The following is an 18,195-nucleotide window of genomic DNA, read 5'->3' as shown; positions in this document are numbered from 1 at the left end:
ACCCGCCCGACCCGTCCCCGTCCGGCCGGGCGCAGTCGCCCTTCCGGGGCACCGCTTTGATTGCCAGGCCCTGACCAGCGAGGTGAGACCCCTGTGAGCAGACCGGTCGGTCTTTCGGAAGGCAGCCTTGCTGCCCTGCAGCATCTGAGGGAGACGCGGGAGATCAACACCGTGACCCTGCGCTACGGGGACGTCCCGGGTGTCCTGGTCCCGGAGGTTGCGGGCAACCTGACCCATGACGAGCTGCTGCAGTCCTTGCCCGCAGACGAGCCACGGCTGATCGTCCATGAGCTGTCGTTCGCCAGCCCGGAGCGCACGCGAAGGCACGAGCGCCTTCTGATTTCTGGATGCCCCCGGATGCCAGCGGGCAGGAGGAAGCGTACACGGCCGGGTACAACACCCTGAAAGAGTTCCTCACCGACATTCACGTCCCCGCTCATTGCCAGGCGGAAGGGCCAGCTGCAGTATCAACGGCTCGTCGCCCTGGCCGGCTGACGGCTCGTACGGCTGCCGGGGCCGGGCACCTGGCACGACCGCGGGCGCCAGGCTTTGGCTTCATCCGCAACGCGCTCCTGCGGGCGGCTTCAGGTGCCGCGTCAGACCTGGCCTCGCCATTCTCCGGTGGCCGAGCCCTGGCCGACGGCCGGAAAGGCGGGTGTGCCGGCCGTGGCTGTGCTGCGGCGACGTGTGACGGCGGCCGCTGCTGCCCGGCTGGCAGCACCACCAGGAAGCCAGGAAGACACCGACGTGGCAGGTGCGCTCCTGGTCGTGCCGTTGAGCACCGTCGATGAACACCACGAACCGCCCCGCACCGCCCGCAACCACCCGCACAGTCGAACATCCTGCTCCCGGACCGGACCCCGTCCCGGGCACGCGCCGACCGCCCGGTCGGCCGTCCGACCGGCCCGTGGTGTCGTGGTGGCCGAGGACGATGGGCCGTGATCAGTGTGTCCGCACTGTAACCCCCAGCATCCGTGCGCCTGTCTCTGTGCGGGGGCGGTGGCAGCTGCCTGGGGCGAACACCACGTAGGTCCCCGGACCATGGCGTTCCTCTCCCTCGATCACCTCGCCGCTCAGGACGTAGTACCGCTCCTCGGTGTCGTGGACGTCGACGTCCGGCCACTGGGTGCCCGGGGCGAAGTCGATCAGCCAGCCGGTGGCGAACTCGGTCGCGGGGAGCCTGCGGCGGACGATGCCGGGGGCGACCTCTCCCGGCTCGATGTCGTCGATGTGGACGGTGGTCTTCAACGGGCCCGTAGGCGTTGTTTCGCTCATGCACCCACGATCGCGCGGAGCGGGTACCCGGGCCGAGAGTCTGGAAAGACATCATCAGGTACTTTTCTGCCATGAGCCGTCATCGTGTGGTCGCGCTGCTGAACGCGCCGCAGTCACCGTTCGAACTCGCCTGCGCCGCTGAGGTGTTCGGGTCCGTGCGGCCGGATCTGCCGGTGCATTACGACTTCACTGTCTGCGCCGAGCATCCCGGAGTACTCCCGGCAACGACCGGGCCCGCGATGTACGTCCAGGCGGGGCTGGACGCGCTGACCGACGCGAACACCATCGTCGTTCCGGGCTGGCAGCCGACCGGAGCGACCGTGTCACCGCACGTCCTGAGCACCCTGCGTGCGGCGCACCGGCGCGGGGCGCGGGTGGTGTCCATCTGTACGGGGGCGTTCGTGCTGGCGCAGGCCGGGTTGCTGGACGGGCGCAGGGCGACAACGCACTGGCGGCGGGCGGAGCAGTTCGCTGCCGCGTTTCCGCGGGTGGAGGTGGACGCGGACGTGCTGTACGTCGACCATGGCGACGTGGCCACCAGCGCCGGGTCCGGAGCGGGCATCGACCTGGCCCTGCACCTGGTACGCCGCGACCACGGCGCCGCCTACGCGGCCCAGATCGCCCGCAGCATGGTGCTGCCCCCGCACCGAGAGGGCGGCCAGCTCCAATACGCCGCCCAGCCCGTGGCCATCAGGCCCGACGAGTCGCTCGCACCGCTGCTGGAGTGGGCCCTGACCCGGCTCGACACCGAACTGACTGTGGACCGCCTCGCCGAGCAGGCAGGAGTGTCGGCCCGCACACTCGCCCGGCGCTTCACCGAACAGCTCGGCCACAGCCCCGGCAAATGGCTGCTCACCCAGCGCCTTGGCGCCGCCCGAGTTCTGCTCGAGCAGACGCAGCTGCCGGTCGAGGCCATCGCCAACCGGGTCGGCCTGTCCTCCGCCGTCAACCTGCGACGCCGCTTCCGAACCATGCTGGGCACGACACCCGGAGCGTATCGAAGGGCCTTTGGCCGCTGAACGACCCGGCGCAGCCTTGCTCGCCGGATGCACCCCAAAATTTGGACAACAAGCGCCCGGCCTCCGCAACGGCGCCGGGTAAATGATCTGCAAGCTCTTCGTTGCCCCCGCGGAGTGCGCGCCGGACCACACCCTGGCCGCCGAGCTCGATGAAACCGCGGTGCGGCACATCCGCACGGCCTGACCTCAAGGTCATGGCGCCGGCTCGGCGCGATCCCGCCCCCACATCGAGCACGTGGTCGGCTGGGAGGCCATCGCCTGGCATACGGCGGAATGGTGGCGCTTCCAGTGGGAGATCACCGAACTGGTGGACGTCACCTCCGCCCGCCTCCAGGACGACGCCTGGCGGGACTGGCTCACCCGCCAACACCGGGGAATGAACAACATCAACTGACGACCGGGGGTCAACCTTCAACCGGCCAGGGTGGGTCACGATTCAAGCGCCGCCGACAAAGGAGAACGCGAAGCCCGCGGAACCCACGCTCGGCCAGCTCCTCACCCAGATCCTCTCCAAGCAGCCCGGTGAGCCCAAGAAGGTCAGTGAGATCCGGATCGAGCTCGAGGCCGCTCACCCCCAGCGCACGTCGTCGGACCCGGCCATCCGCGCCACGCTGGAGAAGCTCGTGACGAAGGGCGTGCTCGAGAAGGACAACCGACAGCGCATCGTCCTCTACACCTGGCACGCTCAGGCCTCTGCTCCTGCGTCGCAGACGAAGCCCGAGCAGCCCGCCACCGAGCCCAGCGAGGCGGCATCGGTCGGCGTCTGAACGCCGCAGCTCGCCGAGCCGTTACCCCGGGAAGGGACGGCGCCGCCCTCATCGGTGACGGTGCCGATCGCCCGGCCTGCGAGGCCGACCCGCACGGTCGCGGGCAGGACACCGGCCCAAGTGGCCTTGTTCACGAGAATGGGTTCTGGCACACATTCCATGAACGGTCTTGACTCCGGCTCCACCAGCCTCTCGTGACATCCAATCCGCGCAGCTCACGCGGTGAGTGCCTCCTGCTGGAGGAGAGCCAGAGAGATCGTTCACGGAGTGTGTGCCAGAACCCGAGAAACGACAGCACCCGGCTGGCGGAGTTACGCAGTGGAGCGCCATTCCTCTTCGAGGCTGCTGAAGATCATGGAGTCTCGCCAGCCATCGTGGAGCAGGGCCGTATGGCGCAGGCGCCCCTCATGCGTCATACCGATCTTGGACAGCACTCGGGAGGAGCCGAGATTTCTCGGGTCACAGGTGGCATGGATCCGATGAAGCCCCAGCTCGCCGAACCCGTGCGCGAGCAGCTGCCGACCGATTTTCGTGCCGATGCCCTGCCCCCATACCCGGGGATGCACGATGTATGAGATCTCGCCCTGGCGCTGCTTATGGCTGCGGACGTGCAGCTCACCCATGCCCACCACATCCCGCCCGACGCGGGCGACATAGGGGAACCGGCGCTGGGGGGTGCCCGACCAGGCCTTGACCGCGGAGTCCACGAAGTCCTGTGTCTGGACCTCTGTGTTCGGCCCCCAGGACTGATAGCGGCACACCTCCGGGAGGGACGCCCACGAGTGAACGGCCGGCCAGTCCTCCAAAACGATCTTGCCCAAGGTTACCAAGTGCTGACTCATAAGGCGATCATGAACGGATCGCGTTGCGAAGATCAAGATCAAGGAGCCCATCACGCTTCGCCTACGGCCATGCAGGGAGGAAGGCCCCGGCGCTGTCAGTTCCCGGGTTCTGGCACAACTTCCGTGGTGACGGTGCGACGTTCTGTGCGTCGGGACGCTGAACAATGAGAACCAGCAGGTCAGCGGCTTGGCCTTAGCCAGGCACGAGCGCACAGGGCGCAGCTCCACAGAAGTTGAGCCAGAACCGCTCTCACCTACGTAGCCACAAACCTGGTGCATCAGCTTCAACACGCTGATGCACAAGGAAACCACGAGGAGGGCGGAACCACCGTGACACCGGTTGCGATGCCCGCGCCGGTGGCCGCGTTCGTCGCCCAACAGTCACGCCTGGACTGGGTGCTGGCCCGACCACCGGCGCCCGTCACCCCCGCAGCACGCTCACAGCGCACAGCCGCTCACGCAGCCGTATCAGGTGAGAAAGGCCCGCCACTTCCTTGAACCGGTCGAGGAGCAGGCCGATACGGCGGTCATCTCCCGCCCGCACGGCGACAGCAATGGCGTCGACAAGCTCTTCGGGGTCCTCAGACATGCGGAGAGTCTTCACCGACACCGACCGATCCATCCCTGCCCCGGCCAACGGGCAGCAGACGCTCACCCGGGACGACCATCCGGCAGGCCGTTTACCGTCACAGACGGGCTCCTTGTCCATGACGACGGCGGCCGGGTCGTCGATGGTCGGCTGCCGGGGCGGCCGCCAGCGGACGGGTAAGCAAGTGCTGTCGGCCGGCTGGCGGCGACGTGTGACGGCGGCCGATGGCCGGCCGACAGCACCTCGAGGAGAAGAGGCCACCGACACGGCAGGTGGGCTCCTCGCCATGCCCCATCCCACCCAATCCGTCCGCGGCGCACGCCTTCGACCCGCCCCACAACTCCCGGAACCACCCGCACAGACCCCATACCGCGCGCTGCGCGCCGGCGCGGTGAGTGCAGGACCGCAGGCCTGGCCGTTACAGGGGCACCGAGTGCCCGTCCGGCCTTGCATCAATGCGGGCGCTCCCCACTTCGGCAGAGCGGAGTGGCCCTCATCAGAGGAGACGCCCCGTACGCCGGATCTCGGTCCGTTGGGTGGTTGGGCGGCCCGGTGTTACTGCCGCCAGAGCGCTCTGGTCACCGGGCCTCGCCCGCGCACGCCCTATCGACGCGGACTGAGCCCGACCCTAGCCCCGGCCAGCCACCACCCGGCACCAGAAGCACAGCGTTCGGCGTCGTGAGTGACATGCGGCGGCGCGGGTTGACGCCGACGCTGACACTGGCCACTCCCCCGCCGCAGCCCTCCCCCTTCTCGCATCCCCATACCGTCCGCGCGCAGGCAGCCCGCATGCCGCCGCGGCCGATCCCACCGTCAGCCGGTCAAAAGCACGCCGAACCATGACTCGCCGGCGCAAGAACCAGCCGGGCCGACATACCCCCGCAGCCCACCTGCGCGAGGGGCGCCCGCCGCCTGCAGCCACGCCCGAATCCGCTGCATCACGCCCCTGAACACGCCCTCCCCTCCAGCCGAGAGCAGGCGGACAGTATCGGCTCCCAGGTCCGTCCAATGAGGAGGCAGAGCATGTCACCCTGTGGAATCGTGAAGTGGTTCGACCCCGACCGAGGTACCGGTCTCATCAGCCAGGACGGGACCGGACCGGACATCCACGCCGAGGCCCGGGCCATTCGCGAAAACGGGCCCCGCCTACGTCCCGGCGACAGAGTCCTCTTCGACCTCACCCACGACAGCGCCGGTCTGCGCGCCGACAACATCCACCAGGCGGAGGATGACCGCAGCCAGGACGGACCACGGCAGCACGGCGACGAGCAGACGCCGCGGTAGCCGGCTCCAGCCCTGGCCGCTTCGGGCTCCATGGGGCCTGCGGGAATTACGTCGGCATACGGATATGCCGTCGATCCGATCAATGCCCGAACCTCGCTCCTGTGCCGGGGCAGGTCAGTAGCGCTTGACCAGAACCGAGTTGGAGACCTTGCGTGCACCGTTCGGGAGTTTCAGGAGCGATCCGTCCGGGTTGCGGTTCTCACTCAGCTGACGGTAGGCGAACCCGTCCATGAGAACGACGTAGATCGTGCGGGCAGAACCGGGCTCGGACGAGGACAGGTGGACATCGAAGGTGTACGGGCCGGGCCGCCCCAGATCATCCTTGGGGTAGTAGTTCGTATGCGGCACGGGCTTGCCGACGCCATCGAGCTGCACCATCCACGTCAGGTGCCATCCCTCTTGAAGGTTGCAGTTGACCTCGGCGGTGAGAGACCCGTCCGACGCGACCGTCAGCTGCTTGGGCTCGATCGTCACGTCATGCCCTGGCTTGTCACCGCAGTCGGGCAGGCCCTGTGCCGGGCCGGGAGCAGGCAAGCCGCTGGAGGAAAGGCTCGGATGCGGTGCGGAGGCGGAGGGAGAGGGGGCGGGTTTCGGGTCGCGGCGGTCGTCCTCTCCGCTGAACACGCCGGACCACAACCCCAGGCACCCCACGATGATCGAGCCCGTCACAGTGAGGATCGCGGCCTTCATGGTCACATGCTGACCCCTCCACCAGCTGCCGATCCAGCTCATACAACCCCCTCGATCCCCCGGCACCGAAGCCTTCCCCTGCGCAGCGACTTCGACGCGCCCACGCCGCAGGCGGGACAATTTCTCCCCTCCCACGAGGGGAACAACCTTCTGTAATCGAACAGATACAGGAGCGTACTGGTCTGGTACGGAAGCCGGCTCCTTCGGTCAGGAACGGGGCACTGTGACCCGTCACACCGTGCCTCCGCCGAGCCCCGCGGCGTCCCCGCCGCGCTCGCGCCGCCTCTTCACGCGCTTTTCGATGGTGGATACGCGAACCGTCTTGTCCTGCGCTCCCGGACGCCGTCACGGCCTCGCCGGGGCGATCAAGGGGTGTGCGAGAGTGCTGCCATGCTGCTTGCCATGGCCGGTCTTCCCGCGGCGGGAAAGAGCTCCGTCGCCCAGGAACTGGGGCGGGCGCTGCCCGCCGCGGTCGTGTCGGTCGATCCGATCGAGGCCGCGATGTGGCGGGCCGGCGTGGAGCGCACTCAGCCCACGGGACTGGCGGCCTACCTGGTGGCCGAGGCCGTTGCCGACAATGTGCTGGGGCTGGGCCAGAGCGTGATCATCGACGCGGTCAACGCAGTGCAGGGGGCACGCCGGCAGTGGCGAGCGCCGGCAGGCCGACACCGGGTGCCCATCGCCTTCATTGAAGTGGTGTGCTCCGACTCGCGGCTCCACCGCCAGCGGCTGGAACGGCGCTCCCGGGGCATCGAAGGCTTCGAGGAGCCGACTTGGGAAGCAGTCCGGCAGCGGCAGGCCGAGTACGAGCCCTGGACAGACCATCGGCTGGTGCTCGATTCGGCCGCCGACCTGGCCTCGAACGCAGCTCAGGCCCAGCACTACCTGACCCAGGCAGCCCGCTCACGGCCAGCGCCCTGAACGGGCCCCGCTCGGGGCAACTCCGGCTTCTGCTGGTGACCGCCACTGATGCCTTGCCACAGGCTCAGCGGACGCACTTCCACGAGAGTTCCGAGAAGCTGCCCATCGCCATCCCACGCCGGAAGGGCGACATCGCGGACCGTCGTGAGTCCACGCTGACCAGCGATAAGTCCGTTCTCCCCACCCGGGCACCCTCAGCGATCAAGCCTTCCAGCAGGGCGGTGAAAACACCGGCGTCCCGCCAGACGCGAAAGCGTCCGTAGATGGTGGCCCAGGGGCCGAACTCGGCAGGCATCTCCCGCCACTGACCACTGGACCGGAACCGCCAGATCACACCCTCGAACTGCTCCCGCAACCGATTCGGATGCGGGCCGTACCTACCAATCGGCAAGATACGGCTCGATGAACTCCCGCTGGGCATTGGTGAGTTGCCTACGCGTCACGACCGCAGTCCTACCGGATCCCACTCAGCGAAGAGTGAAGAACTCAGAAGCTGATCACGACATCACACAGGCCTAGGGGCCGCCGGGCGGCAGCCGCTCGCCGTCGCCGGGGCGGACTTCACGGTCGAGGGCGGCGAAGGGGTCATGCTCCGGCTGCTCGCCGAACACCCGCATCTGGACGGGGTGTTCGCGGCCAACGACCTGATGGCCCAGGGCGCCTGCCTGGTGCTGCGCGAGCACGGCCGGCGGATCCCGGAGGACGTGGCCGTCGTCGGCTTCGACGACTCCAGCGCCGCCCTGTCCTGCCGCCCGCGGCTGACGACCGTACGCCAGCCGGTGGAGGACATGGCGGCGGAGATGGTCCGGCTGCTGCTCGACGCCGTGGCGGCTCCCATGGCGGTCGGGACCGCGGTGGAAGCCGCCACGCCGGTGCTGTTCGAGCCGCGGCTGGTCATCCGGGATTCGGCCTGACCTGACGGCGGCCGATCCTGGAAGTGGACGATCCTAGCCGTAGAAGTGCGGCAGGAAGCGCTGGCTGGGGGTGCCGTCAGCGCACGTCCACAGGGAGATGACCCTGGGTTTGGCGCCCGTGGTGTTCACGCACAAGTCGGTGTTCTTCTGCTTGATCAGCCAGGTCCCCGGCTCCTCGCCCCAGTAGTAGATGCTGAAGACCTGGGAGGTCTGGCCCTCGCAGTCCCATTCGTTGAGGCCGTCGCCCATCTTCGCGAAGCGGCCGTTGTCGACGTCGATGCATTTGCCGGTCGACCTGTTGACGAAGTTGAAGTCGTACTTGCCGGCGCCGGGAACGCTGCGCAGCTTCCACTGGGATTTGCTGGGGTTCCAGGTGTCGCTGACCAGGTGCGTGCCGTTGGCATTGCTCCCGCGTTCGAACGTGAGGTACTTCTCGTGGTCGCTGTCGCTGGTCAGCTCGACCACGGACCCGTTCGCCACCATCTGCGTGCGGAAGTAGACCGGGTAGTGGTCGGAGCCGCGGCCGCCCATGCGTACCCCGCGGTAGTTCGCCAGCGCGCGCGAGGAGATCATGTAGTCGAGTTCGCCGCCGCTCTGCTGGGTCGCATCGCCGGTGTGGTAGACCTGGGCGCCCAGACCCGCGGCGAGGGTGTGCATGCCCTGGTCCGGGTCACGGTTGAAGTCGCCCATGACGGTCCACGAGCGGCCCGCCGAGGTCGCCTGGTTGCGGACCTGGCGTACCAGCTCCTGCGCTTCGTTGTGCGCTCCCGTAGCCAACGCGTGCACGTTGTAGTAGATGTCGTCGTCGAAGCGCAGCCCCAGCGCGGGGCGGGCGCCAGCCCGGCCGGGCGGGGCGACGTAGACCTCGTGGGCCATGGTGTGCGTGACCATGGCGAGGTTGACCCGGGTGTCTCCCAGCGGACTCATCCAGTACACGTAGCGGGCGCCCCAGCGATACAGGTGGACGGTGTAGCCGCTGCGGTTGTAGGACTGCTGGAGGATCATGCCGTACAAACTCGGTTCCGACCCCGCCTCCTGGACGGCGACGATGTCGTTCTCGTTGCTGAGCTGCCGGACGTCCGACCAGCGGGCGCCTTGCGAGTTGTACGTCGCGATGGTGTGGGCGTTGGGCGTGTCCGCGGTGGCCGGCGATGTCGGCAGGCCGATCAGCAAGCCGACGAGCGCGGCCATCGCCATCAGCGTGGCGAGCGTCCTGGTGCGTGGGTGAAGAACGTCGGAGCGTGGCAAGGTCGACGCCTTTCCCAGGCAGGAGATGAGATGGGGGGGACTCTGTCGGGGGCCGCTAACGGTCCGCTAACGAGGCGGACCGCACCGCGTTAGTACTGCCGGGGCGGGCAGCGCTCGTCGCCCCACGCGGTCGTCACGGGACAGTCCTTGCCAGGGTCGATCCACCCGGGAAGTTCCGCGTCAGCACTGACGCGGTGCCCGGCGCCGGGCCCGCCCGAAACGCCGGAGGCAACGGTGCCCCATCCGATGCCCGTGGCCAGTACGAGGGCCACCAGGGCCCGGGTCGTGTTTCCCCGCATGTGCGTCAACTCCTGCTGTATCACCCGGCAGCGGTCAGTCCGCCGATGTCGTGCACGGTTCGCCAGCCGCGTGTTCCGGCTGTGATCCCACTGTGCCGACCCGACGCCGTCCGCGGCAGCCCCAGGGGGCATCATCTGTGTGCCATGCACTTTTAGGAGGGATCCCTTGGACCAAACACCAGGTGAGAGCGTGGCAGCGGGCATACCCGAACTGGGCAGCGCCGCGGTACTGCTCTACCGATGGACCGTCGTTCACGAGAGCCTCACCCCCGCCGCCCTGTCCCGGGCTACCGCCGAGACCGGAATCAGCGAGCACCAGAGCCACCAGGCGATGCACTCTCTTCTCGGTGCCTGTCTCCTCCAAGAAGTCCCCGCCGCCACGGGGGATCCCGGCGTGCGCTGGCAGCCGGTGAGCCCCCAGGCCGCCGGCCGGCTGCTCTCCGCCCGCGACGCCGCGCTCCGCGCCCAAGAGGAATCCCTGCGTACCCAGCGCCGCCAGATCCAGGAGCAGCACGACGGGCTCGCGGCCCTCATGCCCGTCTACCTCCAGGCCCGCCAGCACGCCTTCCCCCAGGGCACCATCGACCACCTGCCCGACAAGTTCGCGGTCCGCACGCTGCTCACCGAGGTCATCGGCTCCTGCCGCAGCGAGGTCCTGGTCTCCAAGCACGGCGGCTCCTTCCCCGTCGCCGCCCTGCGCGAAGCCCTCCCGCGCGACCTGGCCCTCCTGGAACGCGGCATCCGCATGCGCAGCCTCTACCAGCACGCCACCCGCTTCGACCAGCCCACCCGCACCCACGCCGAGCAACTGGTCGCCGCCGGCGCCCAGATCCGCACCCTGCCCGAAGCGCTTCCCCAGATGATCATCGTGGACCAGGCCCTGGCCCTGCTGCCAGCCCGCTCCGGAGGCGCCCTCATCATCCGCGAACCCGACCTCCTCGCCTACCTCCTGGACGTCTTCGAACGCGACTGGGCCAACGCCACGCCCTACGCCACCGACCCCCATGCCGCACAGGGCGTCTCCCAGACCAGGAAACAGACGATCCTCGTCATGCTCGCCAAAGGCCTCAAGGACGACACCATCGCCCGCCGCCTCGGCATCTCACTGCGCACCTGCCGCCGACACGTCTCCGAGCTGCTGGAGAGCCTGGGCGCGCACAGCCGCTTCGAAGCAGGCGTCATCGCCGAACGGCCGGGCCTCACCCACCACCCAACGCCCCCGCCACCCGGACACCGGCCCCGTACACCCCACAGCCCGCACCAGGCCCGGCATGCCCGGCCTGCGGCCAAGCCCTCCCCGCACGACCTGAAGGCCGGACCACGGGCCGGCCGGCTCGCTACTGCTGCCCCAAATGCCGCTCCCGCACCTACCGCACACGACAATCCCCAGGAGAAACACGGCACCAAACCGACACCACACACCCGTCACGAAACCCCCCACCCGCGTAACGAAACACCCCTACGGGCCGGACTGTTGTCCGTGCGCGGACGCGGCCAGGCGGTCACCGAGCCGCCGGGCCGTGGAACTCCTGCGTCGTCATCAGCGGGACGAGCCGCGCTGCACGGGCGCGGGGCCCGGCTCGCCTGCGCTTTGTGCAGGGCGGCCCGCATCTTGTCGTTCACCGCGGCCTCGATCGCGGCCCGGATCAGCTCCACCCCGCCGAGCCGGCGAAGATCTCCTCCTCCACCGCCTCGGCATCAATGGCGGCCTCGAAGACGGTTCAGCTCCCTCTCGGAGCAACCCCGGTCCGGCCCTCAATGCGTGCTTCAGCGCGCCGCACACCGCCCTACCCCGTACCGGGCCAGGATGGGGCCCCGTGGGTCCGGAGCCTTCGGGTGACGGGAGCAGAACATTGATCAGCGTGGACATTGAGCACTGCGGCAGCTCGATTCTGATCAGCGCCACCGGGGAGCTCGACGAGGGTGCGGGAGAGGTGCTCCAGCGCGCGCTGGACGGCGCGACCATGGACGAGTGTGATCTCCTGGTGGACCTGCACGCTGTTGCGGCCATGGACGTCGACGGTCTGCTCCACCTCCTGAGCCTGCACCGGCGCGCCGAGCGGATGCGCCTTCGGGTGCTGGTCACCGGCTGGCAGCCCCAGCCCCAGCAGTGCATGGCCACCGTGGCCGGCATCCCCGGGCCCAGAGCGGGCACCGGGGAGCGCTACGCCCTGGCCGGCTTCCGCCGCCTCCTCGAGGAGAAGGCACAGCGCGCACGGGAGCACTCCGACTTCGCCGACAGCTGGCTGCCCCGCATCTAGCCACGTACTGCCGGAATTCGGCGCTCGGTATGTGGGCCGGCCCGCTGCAGCGGTCCTGGCGCGTAGTAGCAGGACCGCTGTCACAGGCCGACCTCGACGGTGCTGCGGGTGCCCCATCGGTTGATCCGGTGGCAGGTGACCATCGCGTAGAGATACACGGGTCGCAGGACGACCGCGCGCGAGAGGGCTGCCACGGGGGCGAGGGCGAACAGGAAGAGGGTCCGCCTGGTGGTCATCTCGCAGCGTCGCACGGTGAACAGGCGCAAGGCCATCAGGTAGCTCACCACAGTCCGATGGCCAGGCCCGAGAGCAGCAGCGCTCCCAGGTGCCCGCGCCGGTAAGGGCAGACCGCCGCCGACCCGACCTGGATGCGCGGGTCGCAGGTCCTCCCCGGCTCAGGTCTCGGCTGTCGTATCCGCCGAATCGGCGGCGCGGCGGTATTCGGCGTTGATGCGCTGGGCCTCCTCGAGCTGATCCTCAAGGATCACGATCCGGCAGGCCGCCTCGATGGGAGTGCCCTGGTCGACGAGCTCCCGCGCACGGGCGGCGATCCGCAGCTGGTAGCGGGAGTAGCGGCGGTGGCCACCGGCGGAGCGGAGCGGGGTGATGAGGCGGGCTTCGCCGATGGCGCGGAGGAAGCCCTGGGTGGTGCCGAGCATTTCGGCGGCCCGGCCCATGGTGTAGGCGGGGTAGTCGTCGTCGTCCAGGTGGCCGCCGAGCGGGCCGTTCGGGTTCTCTGCTGTCATTGCACCTCTCTCATGGAACGCGTGGAGGGGCCCTGGTGCCGTACGGCACCAGGGCCCCGAAGGAACTACTACACCATCCGCCGGCCCTGATCCTGCGCCGGCCTTCTATGTCCGCGGACCCGACCGGAACGCTGTCGGGGCTGCGGGGATCGCGGTTGCTTGACCGGAGACCACCTCGCTATCGATGTCCTGCGGTACCCGGGCTCAGACTTCCGCCCGGGCGATCCTGATGGCGCCCAATTCCTCCGTTCATCCCTCGGATGATCAACCTGCCTGCCGAGTGGCAAACTGCGAACTGCCTGTACTGCTCCACTCGGCACTGCGTACTTCTCTACTGCTCGTGGCCCGACCAAGCGCCACGCTCCGGCAGCCAGCCCCGTCGCCCATCCTGCGTCTGCTCTGGCTTAGAACCCCACTGCCGAACTTCCCGGTGCGCGCGCCCGCAGCCGACGCCTTCACCGAGGTGCTGCTCACTGACTTCACTGCTGGATACTGCGCACTGCATTCACGGGTACTGCCACTGCGTTAACCGCGGTACTGCTCGCGGCGGCCCCTGATCACTGCGGGCCACCCGGTCCGGCCGTCAGTCCCGTCGCCGTCCTGCAACCGCACTGGCTTCGAGACTCCTCCACCGCACCGCCCTGCTGAACTGCAACTACCTGTACTGCGGGTATTGCTGCCGGCAGTTCGTCTCTGCCAGGCCCTGCGGTCTCTCTGCTTTACGAGAGAAACCATAACCACCCCACGACCCAATGTCTACTCCGGCCAACATAGATTTCTGTGTGCGTGTCTCTGAGGTAATCGGGTGCTGCCGGGTTGAGCGACTGCTGGCGGGGCACAACGGCCGGGCAGGCAGGGCCGGACACCGACGACAGACCCGGAGCGCGCCAGGCCGCCCGGGCGTTCCTCGAAGCCCGCGGGCAGCCGGCCATCGGCCGGGAGCAGGCCGACACGGTCGCCCTGGTCGTCTCCGAGCTCGTGACCAACGCCCCGCGCCACGGTGGTGGCGTCTACGCCCTCCGCCTCGCCGCCCACCCCGGCACGATCGAGGTCGCCATCGTCATACGTCAGGTCCGGGACCGCGGGAGCGGTCCCGGACCTGACGTATGACCGCGCGCTGTCGGCGCGGGTCAGGCGGCGGCGGGCTCGGTCTGGCGCAGTTCCGCCTGGCCGAAGAGGAGGGCGAAACCGCCCGGGAGCCGGCGCAGGATCCGGGCGAGGAGGTCGGGGCCGGCCAGGCGGGTGACGACGGCGAGTACGGCGCCGGTGTCCCAGCGGGCGACAGCCGGGCTCACACCGGTGCGGGCCGCCAGGTCCTTGACGAAGCCCCAGCCGGTGAGGTGCTCGGTCGCGGGGATCTGGGCGGTCAGGGTGAGGGCGGCCTCGACGGGCAGGCACCGGGCGAGGCCGACGCGTTCGTCGCCGGTGAGCTGGCGTCCGAGGGCGGCCAGGACGTTGTGGACAGCTTCCGCGGCGCGTTCGCGGGTGGGGTAGGCGCCTTCGTAGCGCACGCGTTCCAGCATCTGGTCGAACGTCATGGCGTGATGGGCCGGGTTCGGTCGAGGCTGGTCGTACATGACTGCGGTTGCCTTTCTCTGCGAAGCATTCGGCCTCCGGCCGGTGGAGGTCAGGTGGGCCGGTCAGGTGGGTTGGGGGTGGCCGAAGAGGAGGTCGTAGCCGTGCGGGAGCTGGAGGAGGACCTCGCGAGTGAGGACGTCGCCCGCGGCGGCGGCCGCGGTGGACAGGACTGCGCCGATGTCCCACAGGGCGGTCTTCTCGGTGGCGCCCTCTATCCACGCCGCGGTCGCACGGACGAACCGTTCCGGCGAGAGCGGTTCGGCTGCCTGCAGCGGATCCAGGAGGATCAGCGCATAGGTCTCGGGAAGCCGGGCAGCGAGCTCGGCCCGCACGCTGCCCACCAGATGTGCGCCCAGCAGGGCCAGGACGACGCGGGCAACGCGGTCGGCGTCTTCCGTGGACTCGTACCCGCCGCGTTCCTGGACGTGGGCCAGGAACGACTCTCTGCGCATTGACATCACGTCACCTCCGGCATGGGGGTGAAGGGGTCACGGAGGGCGGAGGGCGGAGGGCGGGGTGCCGGAGGGGGAATCGGCTCTACCCGCCCTCCGCTGCCGGCTGATGCGGGAGGTTCAGCCGGAGATCTGCTTGCGGCCGCTCTCGCCGCCGATGCTGATCTTGCGGGGCTTGGCGCGCTCGGTGATCGGGATCCGCAGGGTCAGGACACCCGCGTCGTAGGCGGCCTCGATGCGCTCGGTGTCCAGGGTGTCGGCCAGGACGATCTGGCGGGAGAAGACCCCGAGGGGCCGCTCGGAGAGCTCCACCTTCACGGAGTCGGCCTTCGCGACCGGGCGGCGCTCCGCCTTCACGGTCAGCATGTTCCGCTCGACGTCGATGTCGATCGCCTCGGGGCTCACCCCGGGGAGATCGAAGGCGATCACGTACTCCTCGCCCTCGCGGTAGGCGTCCATCGGCATGACCGACGGCTTCGACCACGTGCCCGACGTACCCGACAGCTGCTGAACGATCCGGTCCATCTCGCGGAACGGGTCAGTGCGCATCAACATCGCGAAACACCTCCAGTTGGTTCAGGCAGAAACTGCCAATGCGCTTCAACGTGCTCCCGTTGTAACATGTCATCGAAACGATGACAAGCAAGCCATCATCGGGAGGATGACAGGCCGGGGAGAGTGCCATGAACGAGGCCGCAGAGCCGACCGCGCCCATTCCCTTCCTTGCCGCCGCAGCGGCACTGGAGGCCATCAACCAGGCCGTTAAGGACGCGCAGCAACCCTCCGCGGGAACGCCTGGCCCGCGCGAAAGTGAGGCCGAAGCGGGCCCGCACCCGGCCCTGGCCGCACTGCTGATGCTGCGCGAGATCCGCGAACAGCTCGCCGGCTGGGAGAGCGGCCTGATCGAAACCGCCCGTGGCCAGGGCGCCAGCTGGGCCGATCTCGCAGGCCCTCTCGGAGTCGCCAGCCGTCAGGCCGCCGAACGGCGCTACCTCCGGCTGCGCCCCGGCAAGGCCGGGAGTACCGGTGAGGAGCGCGTCCAGGCCACCCGCGACTCGCGCGCCGCCGACCGCAACGTGAACGCCTGGGCTCGCGACAACGCGGCCGACCTGCGCCGCCTCGCCGGCCAGATCACCGCCCTCACCAGCCTCCCGACCGGCTCCGAGACCACCATCGGAGACCTGAACCTGGCCCTCGCCGACAACGACGCCGCCCGCCTCGTGCGCCCCCTGGCCGACACCCGGACCCACCTCCGCCCTGAGGACGCCGAACTCGCCGACCGCATCGACGCCCTGACCCGCCACACCGACCAACTCCGCCAGGACACCCACGACCAACGCAGCACGTGACCCGTAGCCCCGAACCGCCGGCTGGCCAACGGCGTCTGGAGGGCACACCCGTAGATCCAAGGAGTGATCCACCATGGCTGAACACCCGCCCCGGGAGGCCGGCGGCAACGGCATCGCCATAGAGGTTCAGGACCGCACGGTCGCGGTCCGGCCTGTCGGCGAGATCGACATCGAGACAGCACCTGCCCTGCAGCTCGCGCTCACCGAAGCACTCACCCACGCCTCACCAACCAGGCCCGTGGCGGTCGACTGCAGCCTCCTCGCGTTCTGCGACTCCTCGGGACTCAACGCACTCCTCACAGCGCGACGCGCAGCGCAGGAGACCGGGACCGTCATCCGCCTCGCCGCCCCCAACCCCCAGCTCCAGCGTCTCCTTGAGGTGACAGGCGCCCTATCCCTTTTCCCCGTGGAACAGGACCCGCCGACGCCCTCCGGGGGGATTCCCGGACGGACTGCCGCATTAGGCAGGGCGGTGGCGCGCGAACAGTGATCAGCGTACGCATTTGCGGGTCGAGCCCGACCGCCTCATCCGCCAGTTACGAGACGGCCTCCGCCAAGCCCAATACCGCAGCGACGCCATCAACGGATGCCTCACCCCAGCAGTCACAGACATCCAGTGAGAAACCGTGGAAACCAGCCCGGCACCAGCAAACCTGCAGCTTCCCGTCAGACATGGCAAGGCCCCGGGACAGGGGGGCGTCCCGGGGCCACCGGTCGCGGCACCGCAAGAGGGGGAGCGGTTGTGCATCTGACGCGACGATATGGATAAACGATTCAGCAGCCGCGCGGTTACGGCTGCACCCGACCACCCCGCGCCATCACAGGCTGCGCAGATCAGCCGCTGAAGCATCCCGGAGAGCGCATGATCCCCCGGTTTTGATGCCACTTTATAGATAACGACACTTCGTCAGCAGTTCACTTACGTTCTTCTTCCTCATCCCTACCTGACGCATCAAGACACCTTTTCCACATCGCTCACCCCGGTTGCGTTACCACTCCCGCAGCATGTGGTGGTTTGAACCCTCCCCCCGCAGGGCGGCTCCGAAGGGCCGAAACCTTCATCTCTCGCGCAGCATTGCCTCTAGAATTCCGCCTACATTTCGAATTCCTTTCCGCATTCGTGGCACACCATGAGATCTAATAGGAGTGACGCCCTCCGCACCGCCAGGAGCCCACGATGACCACCCCCGAAACCCCCGCCAGACCCCAGCCCGTCACCTGGGCGCCGAGCCAGACCGGCCCTTGCGCCCGGTGCCACGCTCCGACGCGACATCCGGACCTGGCTCACTGACTGGAACGACCATCCACGGCCCTTCGCCTGGACAAAGACCGCCGACGAAATCCTCGACAAAGTCGCCGCATACTGCCGACGAATCTCCGACTCAGGACACTAAGGCCTGTCCGGCGGATCCCGGCATGTGTTGCAATGGTTGAGTGAAGTTTGAACATGACAACATGGTCGGGGTCCACCTGGCCGTGTCGCTGGTAAATCTCGAGTCGAGTGGTGCCTGGGGGTCTGAGGCACTGGAACGGGCACTGCAGGAGCACGCGATCCGGCGTTCGCATGTCACTAGCTCGGCCGGTGAGAAGATCAGGGCGTGGTCGCGGCGTTTGAGGCCCGTTTTCGAGGCTGCCTCGCAGGACGAACGGTGCGAGACGATCAACGCTCTGCTCGCGGACGGCGCTGGAAGCGTGTACCTGACCACGCACGACGACTTGCGCCCGCATCTGCACTTCGCACCGGACGGCCAGGACGTCCAAAGCCGTGTGAAAGCCGTGACCGCGGGAGCTCTGGCCATCTTCACCATGGAAGCCGAGGGGGAACGGCTGGGCGTCTGCTCGCTGGAGTCCTGCCGGACCGCCTTCGTCGACACCAGCCGCAACGGTCGCCGCGCCTACTGCTGCGCGCGCTGCGCCAACACCGACGCGGTCCGCCGCCACCGCATGAAGCGGCGCTAGCC

23 protein-coding genes and 2 pseudogenes are annotated in these 18,195 nt (G+C 68.7%); 12 read left to right on the top strand and 13 right to left on the bottom strand.

Annotated elements, in window-relative coordinates; genetic code table 11:
- Nucleotides 1-93: 93 nt before the first annotated feature.
- Nucleotides 94-405 carry a hypothetical protein gene (locus OG509_RS39030; protein WP_406187300.1) on the top strand — a complete coding sequence of 104 codons (312 nt, stop codon included), beginning with the start codon at nucleotides 94-96 and terminating at the stop codon, nucleotides 403-405.
- 537 nt (nucleotides 406-942) lie between these two features.
- Here the strand turns inward: OG509_RS39030 and OG509_RS39025 are convergent.
- Entirely contained in the window at nucleotides 943-1,275 is a 333-nt protein-coding gene (locus OG509_RS39025; protein ID WP_406187299.1) for a cupin domain-containing protein, read from the bottom strand.
- Between the two features lie 71 nt (nucleotides 1,276-1,346).
- Between OG509_RS39025 and OG509_RS39020 the strand changes: the two genes are divergently transcribed.
- Entirely contained in the window at nucleotides 1,347-2,294 is a 948-nt protein-coding gene (locus OG509_RS39020) for a helix-turn-helix domain-containing protein (RefSeq protein WP_406187298.1), read from the top strand.
- Between the two features lie 235 nt (nucleotides 2,295-2,529).
- Nucleotides 2,530-2,688, top strand: a complete 159-nt coding sequence (locus tag OG509_RS39015) for a hypothetical protein (RefSeq protein ID WP_406187297.1) — start codon at nucleotides 2,530-2,532, stop codon at nucleotides 2,686-2,688.
- Between the two features lie 291 nt (nucleotides 2,689-2,979).
- On the opposite strand, the gene OG509_RS39010 is transcribed toward OG509_RS39015, so the two are convergent.
- From OG509_RS39010 to OG509_RS39000, 3 genes are all read right to left on the bottom strand, one after another.
- Nucleotides 2,980-3,195: a hypothetical protein gene (locus OG509_RS39010; protein ID WP_406187296.1), complete on the bottom strand. Its 216-nt coding sequence runs from the start codon at nucleotides 3,193-3,195 to the stop codon at nucleotides 2,980-2,982.
- Nucleotides 3,196-3,372: 177 nt separating this feature from the next.
- Nucleotides 3,373-3,903 (bottom strand): GNAT family N-acetyltransferase, encoded by a 531-nt coding sequence (locus OG509_RS39005; RefSeq protein ID WP_406187295.1) that lies wholly within the window; start codon nucleotides 3,901-3,903, stop codon nucleotides 3,373-3,375.
- A 421-nt stretch (nucleotides 3,904-4,324) separates the two neighbouring features.
- Entirely contained in the window at nucleotides 4,325-4,492 is a 168-nt protein-coding gene (locus OG509_RS39000; protein WP_406187294.1) for a hypothetical protein, read from the bottom strand.
- A gap of 1,023 nt (nucleotides 4,493-5,515) precedes the next feature.
- Between OG509_RS39000 and OG509_RS38995 the strand changes: the two genes are divergently transcribed.
- Complete coding sequence (locus OG509_RS38995; RefSeq protein WP_406187293.1) at nucleotides 5,516-5,776, top strand: cold-shock protein; 261 nt, start codon at nucleotides 5,516-5,518, stop codon at nucleotides 5,774-5,776.
- Between the two features lie 114 nt (nucleotides 5,777-5,890).
- Here OG509_RS38995 and OG509_RS38990 read toward each other — a convergent pair whose 3' ends face one another.
- Nucleotides 5,891-6,466 carry a hypothetical protein gene (locus OG509_RS38990; RefSeq protein WP_406187292.1) on the bottom strand — a complete coding sequence of 192 codons (576 nt, stop codon included), beginning with the start codon at nucleotides 6,464-6,466 and terminating at the stop codon, nucleotides 5,891-5,893.
- A 390-nt stretch (nucleotides 6,467-6,856) separates the two neighbouring features.
- Between OG509_RS38990 and OG509_RS38985 the strand changes: the two genes are divergently transcribed.
- On the top strand, nucleotides 6,857-7,387 hold the full coding sequence (locus OG509_RS38985; protein ID WP_406187291.1) for an AAA family ATPase: 531 nt from the start codon (nucleotides 6,857-6,859) through the stop codon (nucleotides 7,385-7,387).
- A 145-nt stretch (nucleotides 7,388-7,532) separates the two neighbouring features.
- On the opposite strand, the pseudogene OG509_RS38980 reads toward OG509_RS38985, so the two are convergent.
- Nucleotides 7,533-7,830, bottom strand: a pseudogene (locus OG509_RS38980) (transposase); the annotation flags it as partial.
- A gap of 84 nt (nucleotides 7,831-7,914) precedes the next feature.
- On the opposite strand from OG509_RS38980, the pseudogene OG509_RS38975 reads away from it, so the two are divergent.
- Nucleotides 7,915-8,301 (top strand): annotated as a pseudogene (locus tag OG509_RS38975) (substrate-binding domain-containing protein); the annotation flags it as partial.
- Nucleotides 8,302-8,334: 33 nt separating this feature from the next.
- Here the strand turns inward: OG509_RS38975 and OG509_RS38970 are convergent.
- Nucleotides 8,335-9,492 (bottom strand): RICIN domain-containing protein, encoded by a 1,158-nt coding sequence (locus OG509_RS38970; protein WP_406187290.1) that lies wholly within the window; start codon nucleotides 9,490-9,492, stop codon nucleotides 8,335-8,337.
- Nucleotides 9,493-9,638: 146 nt separating this feature from the next.
- Nucleotides 9,639-9,848 carry a hypothetical protein gene (locus OG509_RS38965; protein WP_351782231.1) on the bottom strand — a complete coding sequence of 70 codons (210 nt, stop codon included), beginning with the start codon at nucleotides 9,846-9,848 and terminating at the stop codon, nucleotides 9,639-9,641.
- 190 nt (nucleotides 9,849-10,038) lie between these two features.
- Here OG509_RS38965 and OG509_RS38960 point away from each other — a divergent pair, with 190 nt between their 5' ends.
- Both OG509_RS38960 and OG509_RS38955 read left to right on the top strand, forming a co-directional pair.
- Entirely contained in the window at nucleotides 10,039-11,688 is a 1,650-nt protein-coding gene (locus OG509_RS38960) for a LuxR C-terminal-related transcriptional regulator (RefSeq protein ID WP_406187289.1), read from the top strand.
- A gap of 22 nt (nucleotides 11,689-11,710) precedes the next feature.
- Nucleotides 11,711-12,109, top strand: a complete 399-nt coding sequence (locus OG509_RS38955; protein WP_406187288.1) for an STAS domain-containing protein — start codon at nucleotides 11,711-11,713, stop codon at nucleotides 12,107-12,109.
- A gap of 80 nt (nucleotides 12,110-12,189) precedes the next feature.
- Here OG509_RS38955 and OG509_RS38950 read toward each other — a convergent pair whose 3' ends face one another.
- Entirely contained in the window at nucleotides 12,190-12,393 is a 204-nt protein-coding gene (locus OG509_RS38950; protein WP_406187287.1) for a hypothetical protein, read from the bottom strand.
- A 111-nt stretch (nucleotides 12,394-12,504) separates the two neighbouring features.
- Nucleotides 12,505-12,855 carry a MerR family transcriptional regulator gene (locus OG509_RS38945; protein WP_406187286.1) on the bottom strand — a complete coding sequence of 117 codons (351 nt, stop codon included), beginning with the start codon at nucleotides 12,853-12,855 and terminating at the stop codon, nucleotides 12,505-12,507.
- 816 nt (nucleotides 12,856-13,671) lie between these two features.
- Here OG509_RS38945 and OG509_RS38940 point away from each other — a divergent pair.
- Complete coding sequence (locus OG509_RS38940) at nucleotides 13,672-13,965, top strand: ATP-binding protein (RefSeq protein WP_406187285.1); 294 nt, start codon at nucleotides 13,672-13,674, stop codon at nucleotides 13,963-13,965.
- A 20-nt stretch (nucleotides 13,966-13,985) separates the two neighbouring features.
- Here the strand turns inward: OG509_RS38940 and OG509_RS38935 are convergent, their stop codons facing one another.
- The 3 genes from OG509_RS38935 to OG509_RS38925 form a co-directional block, all read right to left on the bottom strand.
- Nucleotides 13,986-14,432, bottom strand: a complete 447-nt coding sequence (locus tag OG509_RS38935) for a DUF2267 domain-containing protein (protein WP_406187284.1) — start codon at nucleotides 14,430-14,432, stop codon at nucleotides 13,986-13,988.
- 63 nt (nucleotides 14,433-14,495) lie between these two features.
- Nucleotides 14,496-14,891, bottom strand: a complete 396-nt coding sequence (locus OG509_RS38930; RefSeq protein WP_406187283.1) for a DUF2267 domain-containing protein — start codon at nucleotides 14,889-14,891, stop codon at nucleotides 14,496-14,498.
- A gap of 114 nt (nucleotides 14,892-15,005) precedes the next feature.
- Nucleotides 15,006-15,440: an Hsp20/alpha crystallin family protein gene (locus OG509_RS38925; RefSeq protein WP_406187282.1), complete on the bottom strand. Its 435-nt coding sequence runs from the start codon at nucleotides 15,438-15,440 to the stop codon at nucleotides 15,006-15,008.
- Between the two features lie 128 nt (nucleotides 15,441-15,568).
- Here OG509_RS38925 and OG509_RS38920 point away from each other — a divergent pair, with 128 nt between their 5' ends.
- The 3 genes from OG509_RS38920 to OG509_RS38910 all read left to right on the top strand — a co-directional run bounded on the left by OG509_RS38920 (nucleotide 15,569) and on the right by OG509_RS38910 (nucleotide 18,193).
- A complete protein-coding gene (locus OG509_RS38920) occupies nucleotides 15,569-16,234 on the top strand; it encodes an HSP18 transcriptional regulator (RefSeq protein ID WP_406187281.1) in 666 nt (221 codons plus the stop codon).
- 73 nt (nucleotides 16,235-16,307) lie between these two features.
- Nucleotides 16,308-16,724 carry an STAS domain-containing protein gene (locus tag OG509_RS38915; protein ID WP_406187280.1) on the top strand — a complete coding sequence of 139 codons (417 nt, stop codon included), beginning with the start codon at nucleotides 16,308-16,310 and terminating at the stop codon, nucleotides 16,722-16,724.
- Nucleotides 16,725-17,668: 944 nt separating this feature from the next.
- Nucleotides 17,669-18,193 (top strand): CGNR zinc finger domain-containing protein, encoded by a 525-nt coding sequence (locus tag OG509_RS38910; protein ID WP_406187279.1) that lies wholly within the window; start codon nucleotides 17,669-17,671, stop codon nucleotides 18,191-18,193.
- The last annotated feature ends 2 nt before the right edge of the window (nucleotides 18,194-18,195 follow it).

This window comes from Streptomyces sp. NBC_01006 (assembly GCF_045162725.1).
Taxonomy (GTDB): domain Bacteria; phylum Actinomycetota; class Actinomycetes; order Streptomycetales; family Streptomycetaceae; genus Streptomyces.
The sequence above is the reverse complement of the archived record's forward strand: the minus strand, read 5'-3'. Positions and strand labels throughout refer to the sequence as shown.